Genomic DNA, 17678 nt, shown 5'->3' on the forward strand with positions numbered 1-17678 from the left:
CCGCGGCAGCGTAGTGTGCTGCCGGGGTCCGTAAGGACTCTTTTTTCAAAAGGCAAAGGCTTGTTGAAAGCCCTGGCTAAGGAATCAACCCTGCTTGAACAAAGAATGCTACGCACCCAGGCAGGATACTGCTCTGCCGACGCCGCCCAGAGACAAAACCAGGGACGCTGGATTCCCGATAAAGACGCTCGGGAATGACGGCGAAAGAACAGGGATATTTGACGGCCGTATTTTTGTTCGAATGGAGGATGGCGCCACGGTATGCATTCCCACGTACAACATGGGAACGAGTCCCCCCCATCCTGACCTTCCCCCGCCAGTGGGGAAGGGACGTAGGGGCAGGGTTCCCCTGCCAAAGGATTGGGAGACCCAACCCCTGCGCGGGCGACCAAAAAATAAGGATGCCGCTTCGCGCCTGCATTTGTTGGGTTTCGCAAGCTCTACCCAACCTACGATGTTGGGGCGGCCAGGGATAGGGACGCTGGATTCCCGATAAAGACACTCGGGAATGACGGCGAAAGAACAGGGATATTTGTCGGCCGTATTTTTATTCGAATGGAGGATGGCGCCACGGTATGCATTCCCACGTGCAACATGGGAATGAGAATAAGGATGCATTCAAGGGAGGTAAAACATTTTTGGGTTTGGGGAAGAGATTAGGCCGCGCCTGTTGTGCTGACGCACCCAGGCAGGATACTGCTCTGCCAGTTCCGCCCAAGGAAAAGCGGCGCCCCGGATTCCCGAGTTATGAAATCGTCGGAAAAACGGCGGCGCCCGGAAGGCCTCCGGATTGGGCGCATTAACTTACCGGTTTTTTCCGGGCATGGAGGATCTTTATTCAGGGAGGGATAACCAAGGCCCTTGCCGTCAGCTGGGGCGTTTCCATGTTTCGCGCTTCCTATGAAGAGGGCTCCATTATCCCGTTGCGGGAGACTATACCCCCAAATCCCGGCCTATGCCGCTTAAAAATGAAACAGGGCCGGAAAACCGGCCCTGTTTTGTATTTCTTTATGCAATTTGGCTGCGTGCAGCCACGGGCGGAATTAGTCGCACAGCTCGAACAGAGCTGCCGCGCCCATGCCGCCGCCGATGCACATGGACTCCACGCCGTATTTCACGCCGTGTTTGTTCATGTTGTACAGCAGGGTGGCGGCCAGCTTGGCGCCGGTGCATCCCAGGGGATGGCCCAGAGCGATGGCGCCGCCGTTGATGTTGATTCTGTCCATGTACTTTTCCAGTCCGATTTCGCGGATGGAGTACAAGGCCTGGGACGCGAAGGCCTCGTTGATTTCCCAGAGCCCGATGTCGTCAATGGTCATGCCCACTTTGTCCAGCAGCTTGGGAATGGCGTAACGGGGGCCTACGCCCATTTCGTCTGCGCGGCAGCCCACGGTGGTGTAGCACACCAGCTTGGCCAGAGGCTTGACGCCCAGTTCCTTGACCTTGTTTTCGGACATGATCACGCAGGCGGCTGCGCCGTCCGTGGTCTGGGAAGAGTTGCCCGCGGTGACGGAGCCGGCGGCTGCAAACACGGGGCGGAGTTTGCCCAGGCCTTCCAGGGTGGTGGAGGCGCGGACGCCGTCGTCAAAATCCTGGAGGAAGGTTTCCTGCTTGGACAGTCCGTCTTCGCCGATCACGTACTTGACGGCCGGAGTGGGAACGATTTCGCCGAACAGGCCTTCCTTCTGAGCCTTGGCGGCCTTCATCTGGGAATTGTAGGCGAACTCATCCTGGGCTTCGCGGGATACGCCGTAGCGGTTGGCCACGTTTTCCGCGGTGGTTCCCATGGAGCAGTACAGGTCGGCGCCGCCGGCCTGAGTGTGGTTCGGGTACGGACGGGGCATGTTGCCGCCCATGGGCACGAAGGTCATGGATTCCACGCCGCCGGCCATGGTGACGTCGGACCAACCCACCATAACGCGGGAGCTGGCCAGCGCGATGGCTTCCAGTCCGGAGGAGCAGAAGCGGTTGACCGTGGCGCCCGAGACTTCAATGGGGAAGCCGGCGATCTGGTTGGCCACGCGGCCTATGTTCAATCCCTGTTCGGCTTCGGGGAAGGAGCAGCCCATCATAACGTCGTCTACGTCGCCTTTTTCCATGCCAGGAACCTTATCCACGGCGGCGTTCAGAATGTGGGACAGCAGGGCCTCGGGGCGGGTGTCCTTGAAGGCGCCCTTGTTCCTGCGGCATCCCGGGGTTCTCACTGCGCTGACTATGTATGCATCTCTCATATATCTATCCCTCCTGATGTTGGGAAAAGTAGTTCATTAATTGCGAAGAGGTTTGCCAGTGGCCAGCATGTGTTCGACGCGGGCGATGGTCTTTTCTTCCTTGAACAGGGACACGAAAGCTTCGCGCTCCAGCCTCAGGATGTAGTCTTCGTCAACCGTGCTGTTGTCGCGGACGTCGCCGCCGCCGATGATGTAGGCGACTTTCTTGGCGATGAGAGCGTCATGTTCGCTGATATAACCGGCGGCCAGCATGTCGAAAAGCTGCTGATCCGCAAGACCCTGAGCCGCCTTGCCAAGCACGGGGATGGGTTTCTTTTGGGGCGGTGCATAACCGGCGTCCACCATGCGCAGAACCTCTTTCTTGGCTTCGCCGATGAGGTAGTCGCGGTTCATGACGATCCGGTCCTTGGGTCCCAGGAAGCCCATGGTGCGGGCCTGAGCAGCGGAGTTGGAGAACTTGGCCATGGCGATGTTTTGGAAGACGTGCATGAAGTAGGGGAGCAAGTCGTTCACCTTGACGCAGGGAGGCGTGGACAGGACGAACTTCTTCCAGGTGTTCATGCATCCGCCGCCGCCGGGGATGAGGCCGACGCCCACTTCCACCAGACCCATGAACAGCTCGGAATGGGCCACGATTTTGTCGGCCGCCAGGCAGGTTTCGCAACCGCCGCCCAAGGTCATGCCAAAGGGCGCCGCCACAACGGGGAAGGAAGAGTACAGCGCATTCATCATGCCGCCCTGAGCGCGAGCCAGGAAAGCGTCGATGTCCGCGTATTTGCCGGCTTTGGCAAGGCCCAGCATGTAAGCCAGGTCGCCGCCCGCGGAGAAAGCTCCGGGGAAGCCGGGGGACTGGTTGCCGATGACCACGCCGATGCCGTTGTCATCCACGTAAGCCAGGGCTTCGCCCATGCCGTCCACCAGTTCGGCGTTGATGGCGTTCATCTTGGTGTGGAATTCCACGCAGAACACGCCGTCTTCCAGGTCCACCAGGGACACGGAGTTGTTGCCCATGACCTTTTTGCCGGCGCCCTTGAGGCCCTTCAAAGAGATGATCGTGGGGCTCAGCTCGATGGCTTTGTACTCGCCGGCTGCGAAATCAAAGTAGTAGTCAATGCCGTTTTCAAACTTGTAGAAGGACTCTACGCCGGCGGCCAGCATGTCTTTCACCTTGGCGGGAACGGTCAGGCCTTCGGCTTCCATCTTGGCAACGGACTCTTTGACTCCCAGGGCGTCCCAGGTCTCGAAGGGCCCGAGGGTGAAGTTGTAGCCCCATTTCATGGCGTTGTCGATTTCCACGATGGTGTCGGAAATCTCGGGAATGCGGTTGGCCGCGTAGATCAGACCGTTGGAAAGGACCTTCCATACAAATTTTCCGCCTTTGTCGTCGGCGTATGCCACGGTCTTGATTTTTTCGGCCAGGCCCTTGGCGCTCTTGGCGGCGTCCAGGCAGGGGAAGGTCGGTCTTTCAAACTCTTCGTATTCCATGGTCTGGGGGTTCAGAACCTTGGGAATCAGTTTCCACTCAGGAGTCATGTCCTTTTTGTAGAAGCCGCCCTTGGTCTTGTTGCCCAGCATTTTCTTTTCGATCATCTGGCTGACGAACTCGGGCACCTTGAAGGTTTCGCGAGCCTCGTCGTCCACCACCAGCTCGTAGGTGTTGCTGGCGACGTGTCCCAGGGTGTCCAGGCCCACCAGGTCGGCGGTCTTGAACATGGCGGTCTTGGGGCGGCCCAGAACGGGGCCGAACAGAGCGTCCACTTCGGGAATGCTCATGCCGTCTTCCACCATGAGCTGCATTGCCTGCACCATGCCCTGCACGCCAATGCGGTTGCCGATGAAGTTGGGGGTGTCCTTGGCCCACACGATGCCCTTGCCCAGGATGCGTTCGCCAAAGTCCTTCATGAAGTCCAGGACTTCCGGTTTGGTCTCAGCGCCGGGGATGAGCTCGAGGAGCTTCATGTAACGGACCGGGTTGAAGAAGTGGGTGCCCATGAAATTTTGGCGGAACTCGGAGCTCAGCTCCTTGCTCATGGCTTCAAGCGGAATGCCGGAGGTGTTGGTGCTGACGATAGCATCGGCCTTACGGACCTTTTCCACCTTGGCAAGAACTTCTTGCTTGATCTTGAGGTTTTCAACGACCACTTCCACAATCCAGTCGCACTCGGCCAATTTGTCCCAGTCGTCTTCAAAGTTGCCGACTTGCACCAACGCCTTTTCATCCTTGGCGTTCATGAACAGGGACGGTTTGGATTTGACAATGCCGTCAAATCCGGCTTGCACGATGCGGTTTCTGGCCTTGGGATCGTTCTTTTCCTCGTCCGTGAGGTCAAAGGGCACGATATCCAGAAGCAGAGTCTTGATTCCGGCGCTGGCCAGCAGGGCGGCAATGCCTCCACCCATGACTCCAGAGCCCAGAACGGCTGCCTTACGAATCCGTCTCACCATAAAATCCTCCTTTAGTATAACCTTTTTATTGTCGCGGCTTAAAAGCCGGAGTCCGAATTTGCGGTTACCTACCTTAACCATTCGTTTATATTCATTTTTCCTTGCCATGCCGGAGAAAAATGAGGACAAATTCAGCTTTTACAAGGATGATGGACCCATGTCAAGTGAAAAGCTTGGAATAAGCCCTTTTGGGTCCAAAAAATAGCATTATTAGCATTTAAATTGAATCATTTACAAAAATATTCCGTTCGGTTTTTACGGCCGTGAAACTGCCTCTGAGCGGCCTTGCAACAACGCATCAAAATATGAAGCCTTCCTCAGTCACCCGGGCGTTGCACATTTCAAATGCTTCTGATATGCCTGAAATAACGTTGAAAAGGCGTACTAAAACAACCACAGAGAAGTAGCTCTCATAGGATTGACGTGAAACAGGAATTGGTTGAAATAATGCAACTTGGGGGTGACTTTTTCACCAAGGGGATCACGGTTAAAGACCGTGACCTGGAATTTTTGGAGGCCGTGGCCGGCTGCGTAAGCAGGGGGGAGTTGGCCGTCCTTTTGGCCGATCCGGATTGGGAGGAAGCGGAAACTGCCCGGGAACTGTTGCTTTTTCCCGACCTGGAGTCAAGGGCTCGCCTGGAGTCGGTTCTGCAAGGAAAAGGTCTTTCCCAAGAGGAGCAGGATGAAATCACGGCCTTTTTAAAAGGAAGAGTCCAAAAAACAGAGCTTATTTTACCCGGCGCTTTAAAAAATATTATGATTGGGGTCGGTGCGGCTGATTTGGCGGCTTATATCAAAAGACTGCATTTGACCGTGGAAATTCCGGAGCCTCTTGTCCGGGCGTTGGCGTTTTGCAGCAACAAGGAATCCGTAAATAACGCCCTGGCCCTGCTTCGTTCCTCGGGCATCTGCTGGACCGGCGATTTGCTTGCCTTGGCCCAAAAATTTATTGAAAAAAATGCGGAAAAAGAGGATTTTCCGGCTGTACTGCAAAAGATTCTCGCCTTGTTCAAGGAAATTCCAACGGACAGGGACCCGGAGGAATACCTGGCCGAAAAGCGGACCTGGTGCCTTTTTCACTTGGACAAGGCCCGGACCCAGGAAAGGGAGCTGGCGGGCCAGAACATGGAAACCCGGCTGCTTTCAGGCGTTCGCACCGCCTATGCCGACGAGCGCCGGCTCCGCGGGCAGATCGCCCTCATCGACCGCATCCTGTATTCCATGCCGCCCTTGCCCGGGCTTTAGGCGATGCCAAAACGTTTCGCCTTGATTATTCCCAGGCCCGGTGCTGTAATGAGGCCGTTTATAAAGCCAGACCTTTTTTTTACCTGAATTTTTATAAGGAGAACGCGCCATGATGAAAGATCTGCCCTTGTGGGACGGAACCCCATACCCCGACTTTGTCCGCACGCTGCCTGAAATCGACATCCCGGTGGAAGGGGTGCGCGGGTGGCTGCTTCAGGGCGCCAATCAGCAAGTGGTGTTTTTCGACTTGCCCAAGGGCCTGGCCATTCCCGAGCACTCGCACGGGGAGCAATGGGGCATGGTCATCGCGGGAAAAATCGACCTGACCATCGGCGGCGAGACCAAAACCTACGGCCCCGGGGATTACTACCACATCCCGGCCGGCACGCCTCACTCAGCCTTATTCCTGGAACGCTCCGCAGCCATGGATTATTTTGCGGACGCAGACCGCTACGTTCCCAAGAAATAAAAAAAGGCTATTTGTATTTGACAAGAGATTCAAAGGGCAGGGTGATGATGAAGGATGCGCCCTGCCCGGGGTTGGACTCCACCCACATGGCGCCTTTGTGGTTTTCGGTGATGATGAAGAAGGAAACCGACAGCCCCAGACCCGTGCCTTGGCCCACGGCCTTGGTGGTGTAAAAAGGCTCGAAAATTCGCCTGCGGACGTCCTCCTGCATGCCGGGGCCGTTGTCGCTCACCTCCACCCGGACGTTTTTGGCGTCATAGGCGCCCACTCTCAGGGTGATGGTGGGCAGGGTCTGCCGGCCTTTTTGCTCGGCCATGGCCTGGGCGGCGTTGCGCAGCAGATTCAGGATGACCTGCTGTATCTTGCCTTCTTCGCAAGGGACGGGGGGAAGGTTCGCCTCGTAATCCCGAACAATGCGGATTTGTCTGAAGTCATACTTTTTCTTGATATTATAGTCGCTGGAAGCAATGTCCACGGTTTTGTCGATGAGAGCGCACATATCCACGGCCTTCATGACCGGCTGCTGGTTCATGCGGCTGAAACTCAGCATGTTGTCCACGATGCGCGCCGCCCGGCTGCCTGAATCCACCACCGATTGAAACATGCCGGTCAATCCGCGCAATTCCACATAGTGCGAGATGGCCTCCATGGTGGTTCCGCATTGTTGGGCCGCCCTGATATTGGCGGGGATGCGCTGGGTCAGCCGGTTGATGATCACCTGGACGTTCTGGATGATGCCGGCCAGAGGGTTGTTGATTTCGTGCGCCATGCCTGCGGCCAATCCCCCCAGAGAAACCATCTTTTCGGTTTGCACCATCATCTCCTGGGCTTTTTTCCGCTGCGTGATGTCATGGTGGATGACCATGCTTCCGATGACCTTGCCTTCGTGGTTGAAAAACGGGGCGCTTTTCAGCAGAACGTCCAGGATCTCCCCAGACTTGGTCAGGCGCTGAGTTTCCAGGTCCAGGAATTTTCCGCTGGAAAGTTCGCCGAGGGCCTGGCGGGTTCTTTCCGCTTCATGGGGCGGAACGAAGTCGATCCTTTTTCCCATGAGCTCGTCCTCCGACCATCCGTAGGTTTGGACAAAGGCTGCATTCACGTATTGCACCAAACCCTCTTCGTCATAAGCGACCACGGCGTCCGGCGTCGTGCCCAAAAGGGTGCGGTAGCGCTCCTCGCTTTTTTTCAGGGCCTGTTCCGTTTCCTTGCGCTTTTGTATTTGCTCCTGCAGCAGTTGGATTTTCGCCTCCAGGTCTTTGGCGTGCTCCTGGATCAGGGATTCCTTTTCTTTGTAATAGTCAATTTTTTCCTTCAGGTCTTCCGGAGTGAGCCGCAGGTCCGCCAGTATTTTTCCGTAAATCGCGGAAAGCTCCATGGATTCATTTTGAGAATAGAGATTGGCCTGGCGGAAAACTTTGCCCGCCGTGGCTGCCCCAATGGATCCAGCGAGCAGGGTTTCCGCCCGGGAGCATAAATCCGCCCATTCCAGCACATTGATTTTTTCCCGGCTTTGCAGCCCCGCCTGTTCAATGCAGAGATCCAGCATGTTGCGGCTGATGTTGGCGTAAAAATAGCGTTTGAACAATTTGAGGATGTCCTGGGATTTTTCCTCCAGCGCAATGGTCGGCTCGGAGCGGCTCAGCGCTTTTTGCAATGTGGTCGGCGAGAGGGCGTTTACGTAGGATTGGGCCACCCTGGCTTCTTCGTCCGCGGGTTCGTGGAGGAGGGAAAAAATAATGTAAAAGCTGCAATTCAAAAGCATGGTCCAGAAGACGGCATGGGTCAGGGGGCTCAGGCTGGATAGCCCTAAAAGAGCCTCGGGTTTCAGCAGGAAGATTCCAAAGGGCCCTTCTATCAAGAACGACACGGGCAGCCAGCCGCTGCGGACGAAGGAGGGGAGGAGCAAGGTGTACGCCCAGGTTGCAAAGCCGATGTTCAGGCCCCACAAGGCCCCTCTGCGATTGCCCCGCTCCCACATGATTCCTCCCAGGATGGGAGGAGCGAACTGGAGAGCGGCGCCAAAGGAGATCATGCCCATGTTGATGAGGGTGTAGCTGTGCCCTATGGAGGCTTCAAACGAGTAGCCCAATAAAATGACCAGCGCCACCGAAGCCCATCTCGCCTTGAGGATCTGTTTGCGCATGAACCCGAGCCAGCCGAAAAACTCGATGACCGGCAAAAGCAGGTGGTTGGTGATCATGGTCGCCATGGTCATGGCGGAAATCATGATCATGCTCATGGCGGCGGAAAACCCGCCGATGAAAACAATCATGACCAGCAGGGGGCTTCCGTATTGGAGGGGAAGACCCAGGACAAAGGTGTCGGCGTTAACCTCGGGCAGACCTTTGATCAGCCCGGCGGCGGCGATAGGCAGCACGAAAATGTTAATGAGAAATACGTAAAGCGGGAAGCCCCACATGGCTGTGCGAATGTGGCTTTCCTCAGAATTTTCCACAACCGCGACATGGAATTGGCGCGGCAGGAACAAAATGGCGGACATGGCCAAAAGCAGATAGGTGCACCATGTGAGAAACGTGGATGCATCGGCCTGCATGCCGGAAACGGCCTTCCCGATATGGGCGTTGGGCATTTGGGCGGCCAAATCGCCCACGCCGTCAAACAGAAAAAAGACCACAAAGATTCCCGCGGCCAGAAAGGAAACCAGCTTGATCACCGATTGAATGGCTACGGCCATCACCATGCCCTGATGCTGCTCCGTCGGGTCCAGGCGCCGCATTCCGAACATGATCGTAAAGATAATCAGCAATACGGCCATTATCGGTCCGGCGTTGGCTTCAATCCACGAAGGCGTCAGCCCCTGATGGGCGGAAATCAGTTCAAAGGTGTTGACCACGGACTTGAATTGAAGGGCAATGTACGGCGCTATGCCCACCAGGGCGATAACGGTCGTGAGGGCCGCCAGCCTCTGGGATGCCCCGTACCGGGCGGCTATAAAATCGGCTATGCTGCTGATTCTATGCTGTTTTTTGATTCTGACCAGCTTGCGCAGAACGGTTCCCCAAAAAATCGCGCCAAGGGTCGGGCCAAGATAAATGGTCAGAAAAAGCATGCCGGAGAAAGCCGCGCTTTCCACGCTGCCGTAATAGGTCCAGGTGGTGCAATAGACGGCCAGGGAAAGGGTGTAAACAAGCGGGGTGTTGGAGGGATTGGAGCCCCTGGAAGCCATGCGCTCCACTTTGGTGGCGACCAAAAGCAAGGCGCCTACGTAGAGGATAATCACAACAAGGATTGTTGCGGGTTGGAACATGCACTATCCCTCGGGGTTGTCATCGTCTTGCACGGCTGTCTTGCTCAGGAAAAACAGAAGGACGATAATAACCGCCCAGGCGATAAAAAGATGCACATACCGTTCTTCCACAACCTGGTACAAAGAGTGCGCCATAAACGGCCAGCATATTGCCAAAAAAGCCAGGATAAAAAGCAAGACTCCGGCCCCTTTGTGTTTTAAGATCCGACGCATGACGTTTTCGATTCCTAAGTTCCTTAATTAGAAAGGTTTTGTTAAATTGCATAATATGCAACTTGCGTGCCTTCTAAAGGAGCCTTGAAAAAACTTGTACAGGGAGTTAAGGGTATTGATTGAATATGGTTAGGCGTTGGTTGGATAGACCCTCGTCTATCGTCAACCCCGCCCGGCATTATGCTCAATATTCTTTGCCAAAGTCAACCGCAATAGCTATATTTTTACTTGGTTAGTCTCCGGCCGATGCGCTTGCAAAGGCGGGGCTGAATCGGCGAATCAACGAAAAGACTAAAGGATATGTCATGATTATCGACTTTCATACGCATTTGTTTCCGCGCCAGATCCGGGAAAACCGGGAGCGGTTTTTTTCCGGTGAACCGGCTTTTGAGCTGCTTTACAAGCCTGAAAAATCCAAGTTGTGCGGCGGAACGGACATCATCGCCGCCATGGATGAAGACGGGGTGGACAAGTCCGTGGTCTTCGGCTTCCCCTGGCAGGACGAAGATTTGAGCCGCCGCCATAACGATTACATCCTGGCCACGGCGGAACGAAGCAACGGCCGCCTGATCGGCTTCGCCTGCTTTGACGTCATGGCTGAAAATGCCTTATCCGAAGCCCGGCGCTGCCTGGAGGCGGGCGCCGGAGGCATCGGCGAACTGGCTTTGTATCGTTCGGGTATTGACGGCGAGGCTCTGGACCGCCTTGCGCCTATCATGGACGCAGCCAGGGAGTTTGACGCTCCCGTCTTGATTCACACCAACGAGCCGGTGGGCCATATGTATCCGGGCAAGACTCCCGTCACCCCCGATCAAATTTGGAATTTGGTCGCCAGGTTTCCTGAAAACAAGGTAGTCCTCGCCCACTGGGGCGGAGGCATCTTCTTTTTTCATATGTTGAAAAAACAGGCTAAGGAGTTGTTGGAAAACGTGTACTACGATACTGCAGCCTCCCCTTATCTTTACGACAAAAGGATTTACAGAGAAGCCTGCGACATCATCGGGCCGGAAAAAGTGCTTTACGGCAGCGATTTTCCCCTGTTAAGGCCCATGCGCTACTTTAAGGAAATTGCAGGCGCAGGCCTCAGCGAAGAGGAAGCCAAAAAGATTTTAGGGGAAAGTGCAGCAAAGGTTCTGGGAATAGAATCATGAAATGCCCCGCATGCGGGATCCCTTTGGAGGAAGAGCGAACCAGCAGCTATCGCATTTTTCAGTGCCCTAAATGCAAGGGCGGCTGGTTCGATCCCGGGGAGCTGGTTTCCAGCGTCAAGGTAATGGACGCAGGAAAGGCGCCCCTGTATCTTGATTTCTCCAGCCGTCTCAACACTTCCACCTATCCCCGGGAGCGCCCGGGGCCGGAAAAGCGCCCCTGCCCCCGATGCAACAAAGCCTCCTTGGAGGAGACCAACTACGCCTACAATTCCAATGTCATGGTGGATAAATGCCCCGCCTGCGAAGGAGTCTGGCTGGACGGCGGCGAGTTCCCCATGGTCGCCCAATTCCTTAGCGGCTCCGAAATTTTCAGGGAGCGCGCTGCAACCATGGCGGAAAAAGCCGTCGCTTCCCAATCGATCCCGGGCGGGCTGTCCGTATGGCTGGCCGGAGCCGCGGCCATTATCTACATTATTTGCGCAATGCTTTATCTGGGCGGTCTCGCAGGCTTTGCCGAGGGGGCCGTGCGCATGGGGTTCTCCCTCGCCTTTATATGGGGCGCTGCTTTCATGACGGACAATGAGCAGGCCGTTTCCTTTGCTTCCAAAGGCGCCGCCTACAGGCTGCATAATCTTCATGGGCATATCATTCAATTTGCGGGTTGGGTTTTAATGGCCTATTCAGGCTGGCGGCTGTGGTGGGCCTGGAAGAACGGCATGTATTATTTGGGCCGTTTTTAATCTTCGCCGGGGGATTGCGCTGGCCGCCGCACGCCCCAAGGGTTTCCCCGCCTCTTTTGATGACAAATTTGTAATAACTAACTATTTAAAAGTAATTTTCGTCAATTGAACGTCTTGCCAATACGGAATTGCATGGCTGCTTCTTTTCCTCCTTTCTTTCCGGAGGCCCAATCCCCTTCCCCCGGCAGGCTCTCTTCCGGCTGGCCCGTCCTTTGTCCAGCCCGTGGATGAAGTCGATTTTTTATTATATAAACAGTATGTTATATCTATGCAGCGCGCGAAGAAAAACCGGGTCCTTGATCGCTCGGGGCCTGTTTTCGGCCCTGTCCCTGGGCGGGGCCAGGGCTCTTGGGTGCAATATACGCCTAATTCGTATCGATGGCGCCATTTTATAACGTTTATGTATTAATTAATCATTTATTATTACGTTAATGTAATTTCTCTGCCGGCGGGATAATCATTGCTTTGATAATTATACTTCAAAATTACAGAATGTTATAACTATTTATCTGGTTTGGCCCAATCCTTGCCATACCATACTCCGTTTGGCCTAACCCAGCCTATTGAAAGACCGAGTTCACAAATGAGGAGGAATAGAATGAAAAAAAGGATAGCCTTATTGTTGCTTTTTATCGCCCTGGCGCTGCCCCAGGCCGCTCTCGCCCAGGAGGGGGCGCCGTGCGATTCCGGCACAACCGCCTGGATGCTCACGTCAACCGCCCTGGTTTTGCTCATGGTTCCCGGCCTGGCCATGTTTTACGGCGGCCTGGTTCGTAAAAAGAACGTTTTGGGCACCATGATGCACAGCTTTGTGTCCATTGCCGTCATCGGCGTGTTGTGGGTGGTGTGCGGCTACTCCCTGGCTTTCGGTAAAAACATTCTGGGGGGATTTGTCGGCTGGAACAGCGATTATTTTTTTTTAAAGGGCATTGATGAAACCATTACCAACGGCGTGCCGGAATACGTCCTGGCCATGTTCCAGGGCAAGTTCGCCATCATCACGCCGGCCCTGATTTCCGGCGCCGTGGCCGAACGCGTGTATTTCAGGGGCTACATCCTGTTTATCGTGCTCTGGTTTCTGGGAATCTACTGCCCTCTGGCCCATTGGGTCTGGGCTTCCGACGGCTGGCTGTTCAATTCCGGCGCCGCGGGGGTCATCGATCTGGCGGGCGGGCTTGTCATTCACGTTTCCGCAGGCGTTTCCGCCCTTGCGGCCGCTTTGTTCCTGGGCAGAAGGCATGGCTATCCGGAGCGCCCCATGCAGCCCAACAACATGGTCATGACCATGATGGGCGCGGGCCTTTTGTGGGTGGGTTGGTTTGGATTCAACGCCGGCTCCACCGTCTCCAGCGGCCTGGACACCGCCAGGGCGCTTACCATGACTCAGGTGTCCGCCTCCGCCGGCGCTTGCACCTGGATGCTCATTGAAGCCGTAAAATTCAATAAAGCAACCTCCCTGGGCTTCGTTTCCGGCATCCTGGCCGGGCTGGTAGTCATCACCCCGGCCGCCGGCGTGGTGGAGCCCTGGGGCGCCATCGTGCTGGGCGCCTTGTCCTCCGTCGCCTGCTTCATCGCTTTGCAGGCAAAGGATAAATACGGATACGACGACAGCCTGGACTGCTTCGGCATCCACGGCGTGGGCAGCGGCCTGGGCGTTTTGCTACTGGCCTTTTTCATTCGGGATTCCTGGATGGCCGATGCAGCAGCCGCTTCTCCGGGATGGTCTGCAATCAGCCAGTTCGGCGTCCAGGCCCTGGGCATGGGCGCCACCGTCGCCCTGGCCGCCGCCGGTACAGTCGTGATCTGTCTGCTGGTGGAAAAAACCGTGGGCTTCCGTCTGGATGAAGAAATGGAGCTGACCGGCCTGGATCATTCCCTCCATGCCGAGCACGGATACAACCTGGCCTAACAGCCTGATTTGAGGGGTCGCAAAGTCCTCAGGTTGAAAAGGAACAAAAAAAGGGGCCGGCGAGTTTTCGCCGGCCCCTTTTTTACGTTATGGCTTTCGCCCTAAGGCTTCCAGGCGATGAAATTCTTTAAAAGCGCCAATCCCGGCTTGCCGCTTTTTTCCGGGTGAAACTGGGTGGCGATCAGGTTGTCCCGCCCCATCACGGAGGAAAAAGTCAGCCCGTACTCGGTTTGAGCCAGCACGTTCCCGGCTTCCTTGGCCATGGGATAGTAACTGTGGACAAAGTAAAACTGATGCTCGGGCTTGAGGCCGGCCAGCACCGGGTGATCTTTTAAAACCTTCACGTTATTCCACCCCATGTGGGGGACCTTCAGCTTTTCCCCATCCGGCGACTTCATGTCATCGGGAAAGCAAAGCACTTCTCCTTCCACCAGGCCAAGACATTGGGTTCCCTGGTTTTCTTCGCTGAACGAAGTGATGATCTGGGTGCCCAGGCAGATGCCCAGGACGGGCTTCCCGGCCTTCATCGCCTCATGCAAGGCCTTGTCCAGCCCGTATTTTTTCAGGCTTTCCATGGCTGAGCCTGCTGCGCCCACCCCGGGAAAGATAACCCGCTCCGCGTTGGAGATGAGATCCAGGTCGCGGGTGACCGTGCAATCTTCTCCCAAAAAGCGGACGGCCCTCTCTACGCTGGTGAGGTTGCCTGCATCGTAGTCAATTATGGCAATCACGGTTTTTCCTCTTCGTATTTTTTGATAATCCGGTTGATTTCTTCCGGGTTGACGTCTTCCAAGTCCTTGCCGGCTTCCTTCAATTCCTCTTCGGCGTGGGAAAAGCATCGGCAAAACTCGTTCGCGGCCCGGGTCAAGCAATTCTCCGGGTGCACTCCGGCCTGTCTGGAGAGTCCTGACAACTCCAACAGAAAGGGGCCGAGCTTTTCCGATATGGTTTCCTTATCGCCGGAGTCAAAGGCCTGCCTTAAACCAGCCCATTTTTGATCCAACGCGTCCACGCCCGCTCCCATGGGCGGACGATCCACGCCCACGCGGGACGCCCGTTCAATAATCCGGTACGCCCTCATCAGGGCGGGCATGCTTTTGGGCACAGCGTCCAAAAGCCGTTTTTCCGGTTTCGGCTTTTGCTGGTTTTTCTTGAATTGATGCCAGCGCGCCCTGACCTCCTCCGCCGTCTTGGCTTGGTCGTCGCCGAACACGTGGGGATGGCGGGCGATCATTTTCTCCGTGTTGGCTTTGGCCACGTCCATGGCCGTAAACTCGCCCCTTTCCTCGAACATGCAGGAAAGGAAAAAGACGTGAAATAGCACGTCGCCCAACTCTTCCAATGCAGCGGAAGGCTCGTCCGACTCCAGGGCGTCCAGAAGCTCGTACATTTCCTCCACCAGATACACGCGCATGGACTCAGGCGTCTGCTTCCGGTCCCACGGGCAGCCGTTTTCACCCCGCAGGGTTGCTATAAGCTCTCGCAGCCCCTGAAAAGGGGATTCGTTTGAGGGGAATGGTTGATTCACTGTTTACTCGTCCTGGGCCTCCCATTTTTTCTTCATTTCCGCCGTCTTGTCCGAAAAACCCTGCATGACCTTTTCAGGAACCAGCGCAATAATGAATTTGGAGGACTTGGTTACCACAGGGGCCAGCCTGGACCTGCCGACGCTCCCTGATTCATTGCTGGGCAAAAACAGGGTTAGTGCAAAGACCACCGCCGCGGAAACCAGAATGCCTTTTATAAGCCCCAAAAGGCCGCCGAAGACTTTATCCACATTGCCCAAGTGCGCTATTTTCAAGACGTATTTTAAAATGGAGCCAATGGCCGCCACTCCAATCAGCACGCCGAAAAAAAGCAGGAAAAAAGCCAAAAGATTCACGGTTTCCGGCGTATCGATATACTGTGAAAGCAAAGGCGTCAGGATTTGGTAATGGCCTATGGCCACGTAGAAGCCCGTTACGACGCCTACAATGGAGGCGGCCTCTTTAATCAAGCCCCGCATTACCCCTCGAGCAAGCCCGATAGCGATGACAACACAGATAAATAGGTCCAATGCATTCATAAATCTCTCCAGGCGGCGTGGAAAAAAAACTGCAAATTGGGCTATCAGATGCCCCTGATCAAGTCAAGGACGATAAAGCCCAAGCGCTCCAAAGCAGGGACTCTTTGAATAAAATACTATGAATTCACGCCCGGGCCGGGTATAGCTTCTCATGAAACGCTTATAAAAACAGGAGCAGATAATGAAAGATTTGGAGAGGGAGAAACTTCAGGGCTTTTCGTGGTGGTATTTAAAAGACGTTCTGCCCAGGAAAAAAATTGCGGGAACCCGGTATCACACTCCGGGCTTCGGCCTTGCCGCCCAGTTGTTTGCGGCTTTTGCCAAGGAAGCCATGGAGCGTCTGGGGGCCGAGCAAGGCGAGGCCGTCGTCAAGCAGGCGGTTCAGCATTTCGGCAGGGAGCGGGGGCGAAGCATCGCCAAGGCGGTTATGGCGATGGGCAAGCCCCTGTCATTTAAAAACTGGCTGATTTATTCGGATATATCCTCCGACAACTTCGGGTTTTTGCCCAATATAGACAACGGGGACCTGGTGCTTAAAGTGCGGAACTGCACGTTCATCCAGGCCGCCCGGCAATGGGGGCTCGGCGATTACGGCGCCTTGTATTGCAAATACGCCGATCACGCCATTCTGGAGGGCTATAACCCGGATATTGTCTTGAAGCTGGAAACCCGGCATGAAACCGGCCGGGACTACTGCCTGTTCCGATATATCATGAAACAGGGCGACAAGCAGGGCTCTGATGGCGCCGGCGCCTAAAACCGGGCGATGACCGCGCCGGTCTGTCCCGGATGATAGCCTCTCAACAGGTCGATCTCCTCGCGGAAACGCCGGGTCTGCATAACGTCCAGCATCACCCGGATGGTGGGATGTTCAATCAGGTCCGAAGGAATTACCAAATCGCACCGAACCTCGGCAATGGGCGCGAAGTCCAGGCCGAATGCGCGGGCGATGGGCCTGAGCCCCAAAGCGGCGTCCGCTGCGCCGCAGGCCACCATTTGGGCGCCCTGGTTGTGAGACTTGACCGTTGTTTCGTATCCCGGGATTGCAGACCCGGGAACGCCGGCCTTGGCCAGTTCGTCATCCAGCAACACCCTGAGCGCGGCCCCGGGCTCCCGGTTGACGATGCGGACCATGCCGGACGCCAGATCAGCGGCCGAGCGCAGCCCCAGAGGATTGCCGGGCGCCACCATAAACCCCTCCTCCATCATGGAAAAACCCATGACAAGCCCTCCTGTCTCGGCGATTTTCTCCCGGGCCGCCGATACGTTGGCGCAAAATCCCGGCTTGTCGTGCAAATGGGTTCCGGCTATATGGGTTTCCCCCCTGGCCAGGGCGTTCAAGGAGGCGTGGCTGGAGGCGAATCGGCATAACACCCGGGCTTTGGGATCCTTCCGGGAAACGTGAGCGGCCAACAGCGTAAAAGCCGGATCGCACCCCATGAGAAACACCGAATTTTCCGCAGCCGATCCCGTCCCCAGGATTTTAAGGCCCTTGCCTTTGGAGTCAATCACCCCGTCCGCGGCTTTAAGCTCATGAGAAAAGGCGTACTCCCCCTCCAGGGGATAGCCCACCAGCTTGTCCCGCACCCGGGCCAGGGAAACCCGCCCCCCGCCCTCTTCGCCGCCTTCAGGCAGCACAACCTCGCTGGCTTCCTCCTGGCATTCCTCCACAAAAAGCTCCTCCACGGTTCTACCCAAATGCCTGGCCAGTTTAAGGGCGACCCCCGTGTTGGGGAGATACTTGCCGGACTCGATGTCGTATATGGCCTGCCGTTTCACCCCCACAAGATCGGCGAGCTGAGCCTGCGAAACGCCGGCTTCCTGCCGGAATTGTTTGACCTTGCAGCTAATGGAGTCGTTTTGTTTGCGCATGCGCCGCCCTTCCCGTTAAAAAACACGCCTGTCGTCTAAAAAATACTGTTGACGTCTGTACATGACTAAT

The 17678-nt window shown here is 55.8% G+C and carries 15 protein-coding genes; 7 read left to right on the forward strand and 8 right to left on the reverse strand.

Annotated features, from left to right (window positions below):
• The coding region (locus BUE18_RS28260; protein WP_211482793.1) for a hypothetical protein at positions 1–198 on the forward strand (198 nt) is incomplete at its 5' end.
• An 845-nt stretch (positions 199–1043) separates the two neighbouring features.
• On the opposite strand, the gene BUE18_RS08645 is transcribed toward BUE18_RS28260, so the two are convergent.
• Both BUE18_RS08645 and BUE18_RS08650 read right to left on the reverse strand, forming a co-directional pair.
• A complete protein-coding gene (locus BUE18_RS08645) occupies positions 1044–2231 on the reverse strand; it encodes a thiolase family protein (RefSeq protein WP_073474914.1) in 1188 nt (395 codons plus the stop codon).
• 36 nt (positions 2232–2267) lie between these two features.
• Positions 2268–4676 carry a 3-hydroxyacyl-CoA dehydrogenase/enoyl-CoA hydratase family protein gene (locus BUE18_RS08650; protein WP_073474916.1) on the reverse strand — a complete coding sequence of 803 codons (2409 nt, stop codon included), beginning with the start codon at positions 4674–4676 and terminating at the stop codon, positions 2268–2270.
• Positions 4677–5123: 447 nt separating this feature from the next.
• On the opposite strand from BUE18_RS08650, the gene BUE18_RS08655 reads away from it, so the two are divergent.
• Positions 5124–5921: a hypothetical protein gene (locus BUE18_RS08655; protein WP_139264657.1), complete on the forward strand. Its 798-nt coding sequence runs from the start codon at positions 5124–5126 to the stop codon at positions 5919–5921.
• Between the two features lie 109 nt (positions 5922–6030).
• Entirely contained in the window at positions 6031–6390 is a 360-nt protein-coding gene (locus BUE18_RS08660; RefSeq protein WP_083610879.1) for a cupin domain-containing protein, read from the forward strand.
• A 7-nt stretch (positions 6391–6397) separates the two neighbouring features.
• On the opposite strand, the gene BUE18_RS08665 is transcribed toward BUE18_RS08660, so the two are convergent.
• Both BUE18_RS08665 and BUE18_RS08670 read right to left on the reverse strand, forming a co-directional pair.
• Positions 6398–9658, reverse strand: a complete 3261-nt coding sequence (locus BUE18_RS08665) for an ATP-binding protein (RefSeq protein ID WP_073474919.1) — start codon at positions 9656–9658, stop codon at positions 6398–6400.
• Positions 9659–9661: 3 nt separating this feature from the next.
• Complete coding sequence (locus BUE18_RS08670; protein WP_073474921.1) at positions 9662–9871, reverse strand: hypothetical protein; 210 nt, start codon at positions 9869–9871, stop codon at positions 9662–9664.
• Between the two features lie 305 nt (positions 9872–10176).
• Between BUE18_RS08670 and BUE18_RS08675 the strand changes: the two genes are divergently transcribed.
• The 3 genes from BUE18_RS08675 to BUE18_RS08685 all read left to right on the forward strand — a co-directional run bounded on the left by BUE18_RS08675 (position 10177) and on the right by BUE18_RS08685 (position 13671).
• Positions 10177–11022, forward strand: coding sequence for an amidohydrolase family protein (locus tag BUE18_RS08675; protein WP_073474923.1), 846 nt, complete (start codon positions 10177–10179; stop codon positions 11020–11022).
• On the forward strand, positions 11019–11762 hold the full coding sequence (locus BUE18_RS08680; protein WP_073474924.1) for a TFIIB-type zinc ribbon-containing protein: 744 nt from the start codon (positions 11019–11021) through the stop codon (positions 11760–11762). Before BUE18_RS08675 ends, BUE18_RS08680 begins: the two co-directional genes overlap by 4 nt.
• Before the next feature lie 598 nt (positions 11763–12360).
• Complete coding sequence (locus BUE18_RS08685) at positions 12361–13671, forward strand: ammonium transporter (protein ID WP_073474926.1); 1311 nt, start codon at positions 12361–12363, stop codon at positions 13669–13671.
• Between the two features lie 101 nt (positions 13672–13772).
• Here BUE18_RS08685 and hisH read toward each other — a convergent pair whose 3' ends face one another.
• The 3 genes from hisH to BUE18_RS08700 are packed head-to-tail and all read right to left on the reverse strand — an operon-like array spanning position 13773 to position 15736.
• Positions 13773–14402, reverse strand: coding sequence for an imidazole glycerol phosphate synthase subunit HisH (hisH, locus tag BUE18_RS08690; protein ID WP_073474927.1), 630 nt, complete (start codon positions 14400–14402; stop codon positions 13773–13775).
• Positions 14399–15199, reverse strand: coding sequence for a nucleoside triphosphate pyrophosphohydrolase (gene mazG / locus BUE18_RS08695; protein WP_073474929.1), 801 nt, complete (start codon positions 15197–15199; stop codon positions 14399–14401). Before mazG ends, hisH begins: the two co-directional genes overlap by 4 nt.
• A 3-nt stretch (positions 15200–15202) precedes the next feature.
• A complete protein-coding gene (locus BUE18_RS08700; protein ID WP_073474931.1) occupies positions 15203–15736 on the reverse strand; it encodes a CvpA family protein in 534 nt (177 codons plus the stop codon).
• Between the two features lie 181 nt (positions 15737–15917).
• On the opposite strand from BUE18_RS08700, the gene BUE18_RS08705 reads away from it, so the two are divergent.
• Positions 15918–16493, forward strand: a complete 576-nt coding sequence (locus tag BUE18_RS08705; RefSeq protein ID WP_073474933.1) for an L-2-amino-thiazoline-4-carboxylic acid hydrolase — start codon at positions 15918–15920, stop codon at positions 16491–16493.
• On the opposite strand, the gene BUE18_RS08710 is transcribed toward BUE18_RS08705, so the two are convergent.
• On the reverse strand, positions 16490–17608 hold the full coding sequence (locus BUE18_RS08710; protein ID WP_073474935.1) for a substrate-binding domain-containing protein: 1119 nt from the start codon (positions 17606–17608) through the stop codon (positions 16490–16492). The two genes, BUE18_RS08705 and BUE18_RS08710, sit on opposite strands and share 4 nt — an antisense overlap.
• Positions 17609–17678: the final 70 nt, after the last annotated feature.

The organism is Desulfatibacillum alkenivorans DSM 16219 (genome assembly GCF_900142135.1).
Classification (GTDB): Bacteria; Desulfobacterota; Desulfobacteria; order Desulfobacterales; family Desulfatibacillaceae; genus Desulfatibacillum; species Desulfatibacillum alkenivorans.

Bases quoted from the DNA above. Each gene is read 5' to 3' on its own strand.
- BUE18_RS08660 (WP_083610879.1), top strand. From the start codon at position 6,031: ATGATGAAAGATCTGCCCTTGTGGGACGGAACCCCATACCCCGACTTT.
- BUE18_RS08675 (WP_073474923.1), top strand. From the start codon at position 10,177: ATGATTATCGACTTTCATACGCATTTGTTTCCGCGCCAGATCCGGGAA.
- BUE18_RS08650 (WP_073474916.1), bottom strand. From the start codon at position 4,676: ATGGTGAGACGGATTCGTAAGGCAGCCGTTCTGGGCTCTGGAGTCATG.
- BUE18_RS08705 (WP_073474933.1), top strand. From the start codon at position 15,918: ATGAAAGATTTGGAGAGGGAGAAACTTCAGGGCTTTTCGTGGTGGTAT.
- BUE18_RS08670 (WP_073474921.1), bottom strand. From the start codon at position 9,871: ATGCGTCGGATCTTAAAACACAAAGGGGCCGGAGTCTTGCTTTTTATC.
- BUE18_RS08680 (WP_073474924.1), top strand. From the start codon at position 11,019: ATGAAATGCCCCGCATGCGGGATCCCTTTGGAGGAAGAGCGAACCAGC.
- BUE18_RS08655 (WP_139264657.1), top strand. From the start codon at position 5,124: ATGCAACTTGGGGGTGACTTTTTCACCAAGGGGATCACGGTTAAAGAC.
- BUE18_RS08645 (WP_073474914.1), bottom strand. From the start codon at position 2,231: ATGAGAGATGCATACATAGTCAGCGCAGTGAGAACCCCGGGATGCCGC.
- BUE18_RS08685 (WP_073474926.1), top strand. From the start codon at position 12,361: ATGAAAAAAAGGATAGCCTTATTGTTGCTTTTTATCGCCCTGGCGCTG.
- BUE18_RS08710 (WP_073474935.1), bottom strand. From the start codon at position 17,608: ATGCGCAAACAAAACGACTCCATTAGCTGCAAGGTCAAACAATTCCGG.
- BUE18_RS08700 (WP_073474931.1), bottom strand. From the start codon at position 15,736: ATGAATGCATTGGACCTATTTATCTGTGTTGTCATCGCTATCGGGCTT.
- BUE18_RS08665 (WP_073474919.1), bottom strand. From the start codon at position 9,658: ATGTTCCAACCCGCAACAATCCTTGTTGTGATTATCCTCTACGTAGGC.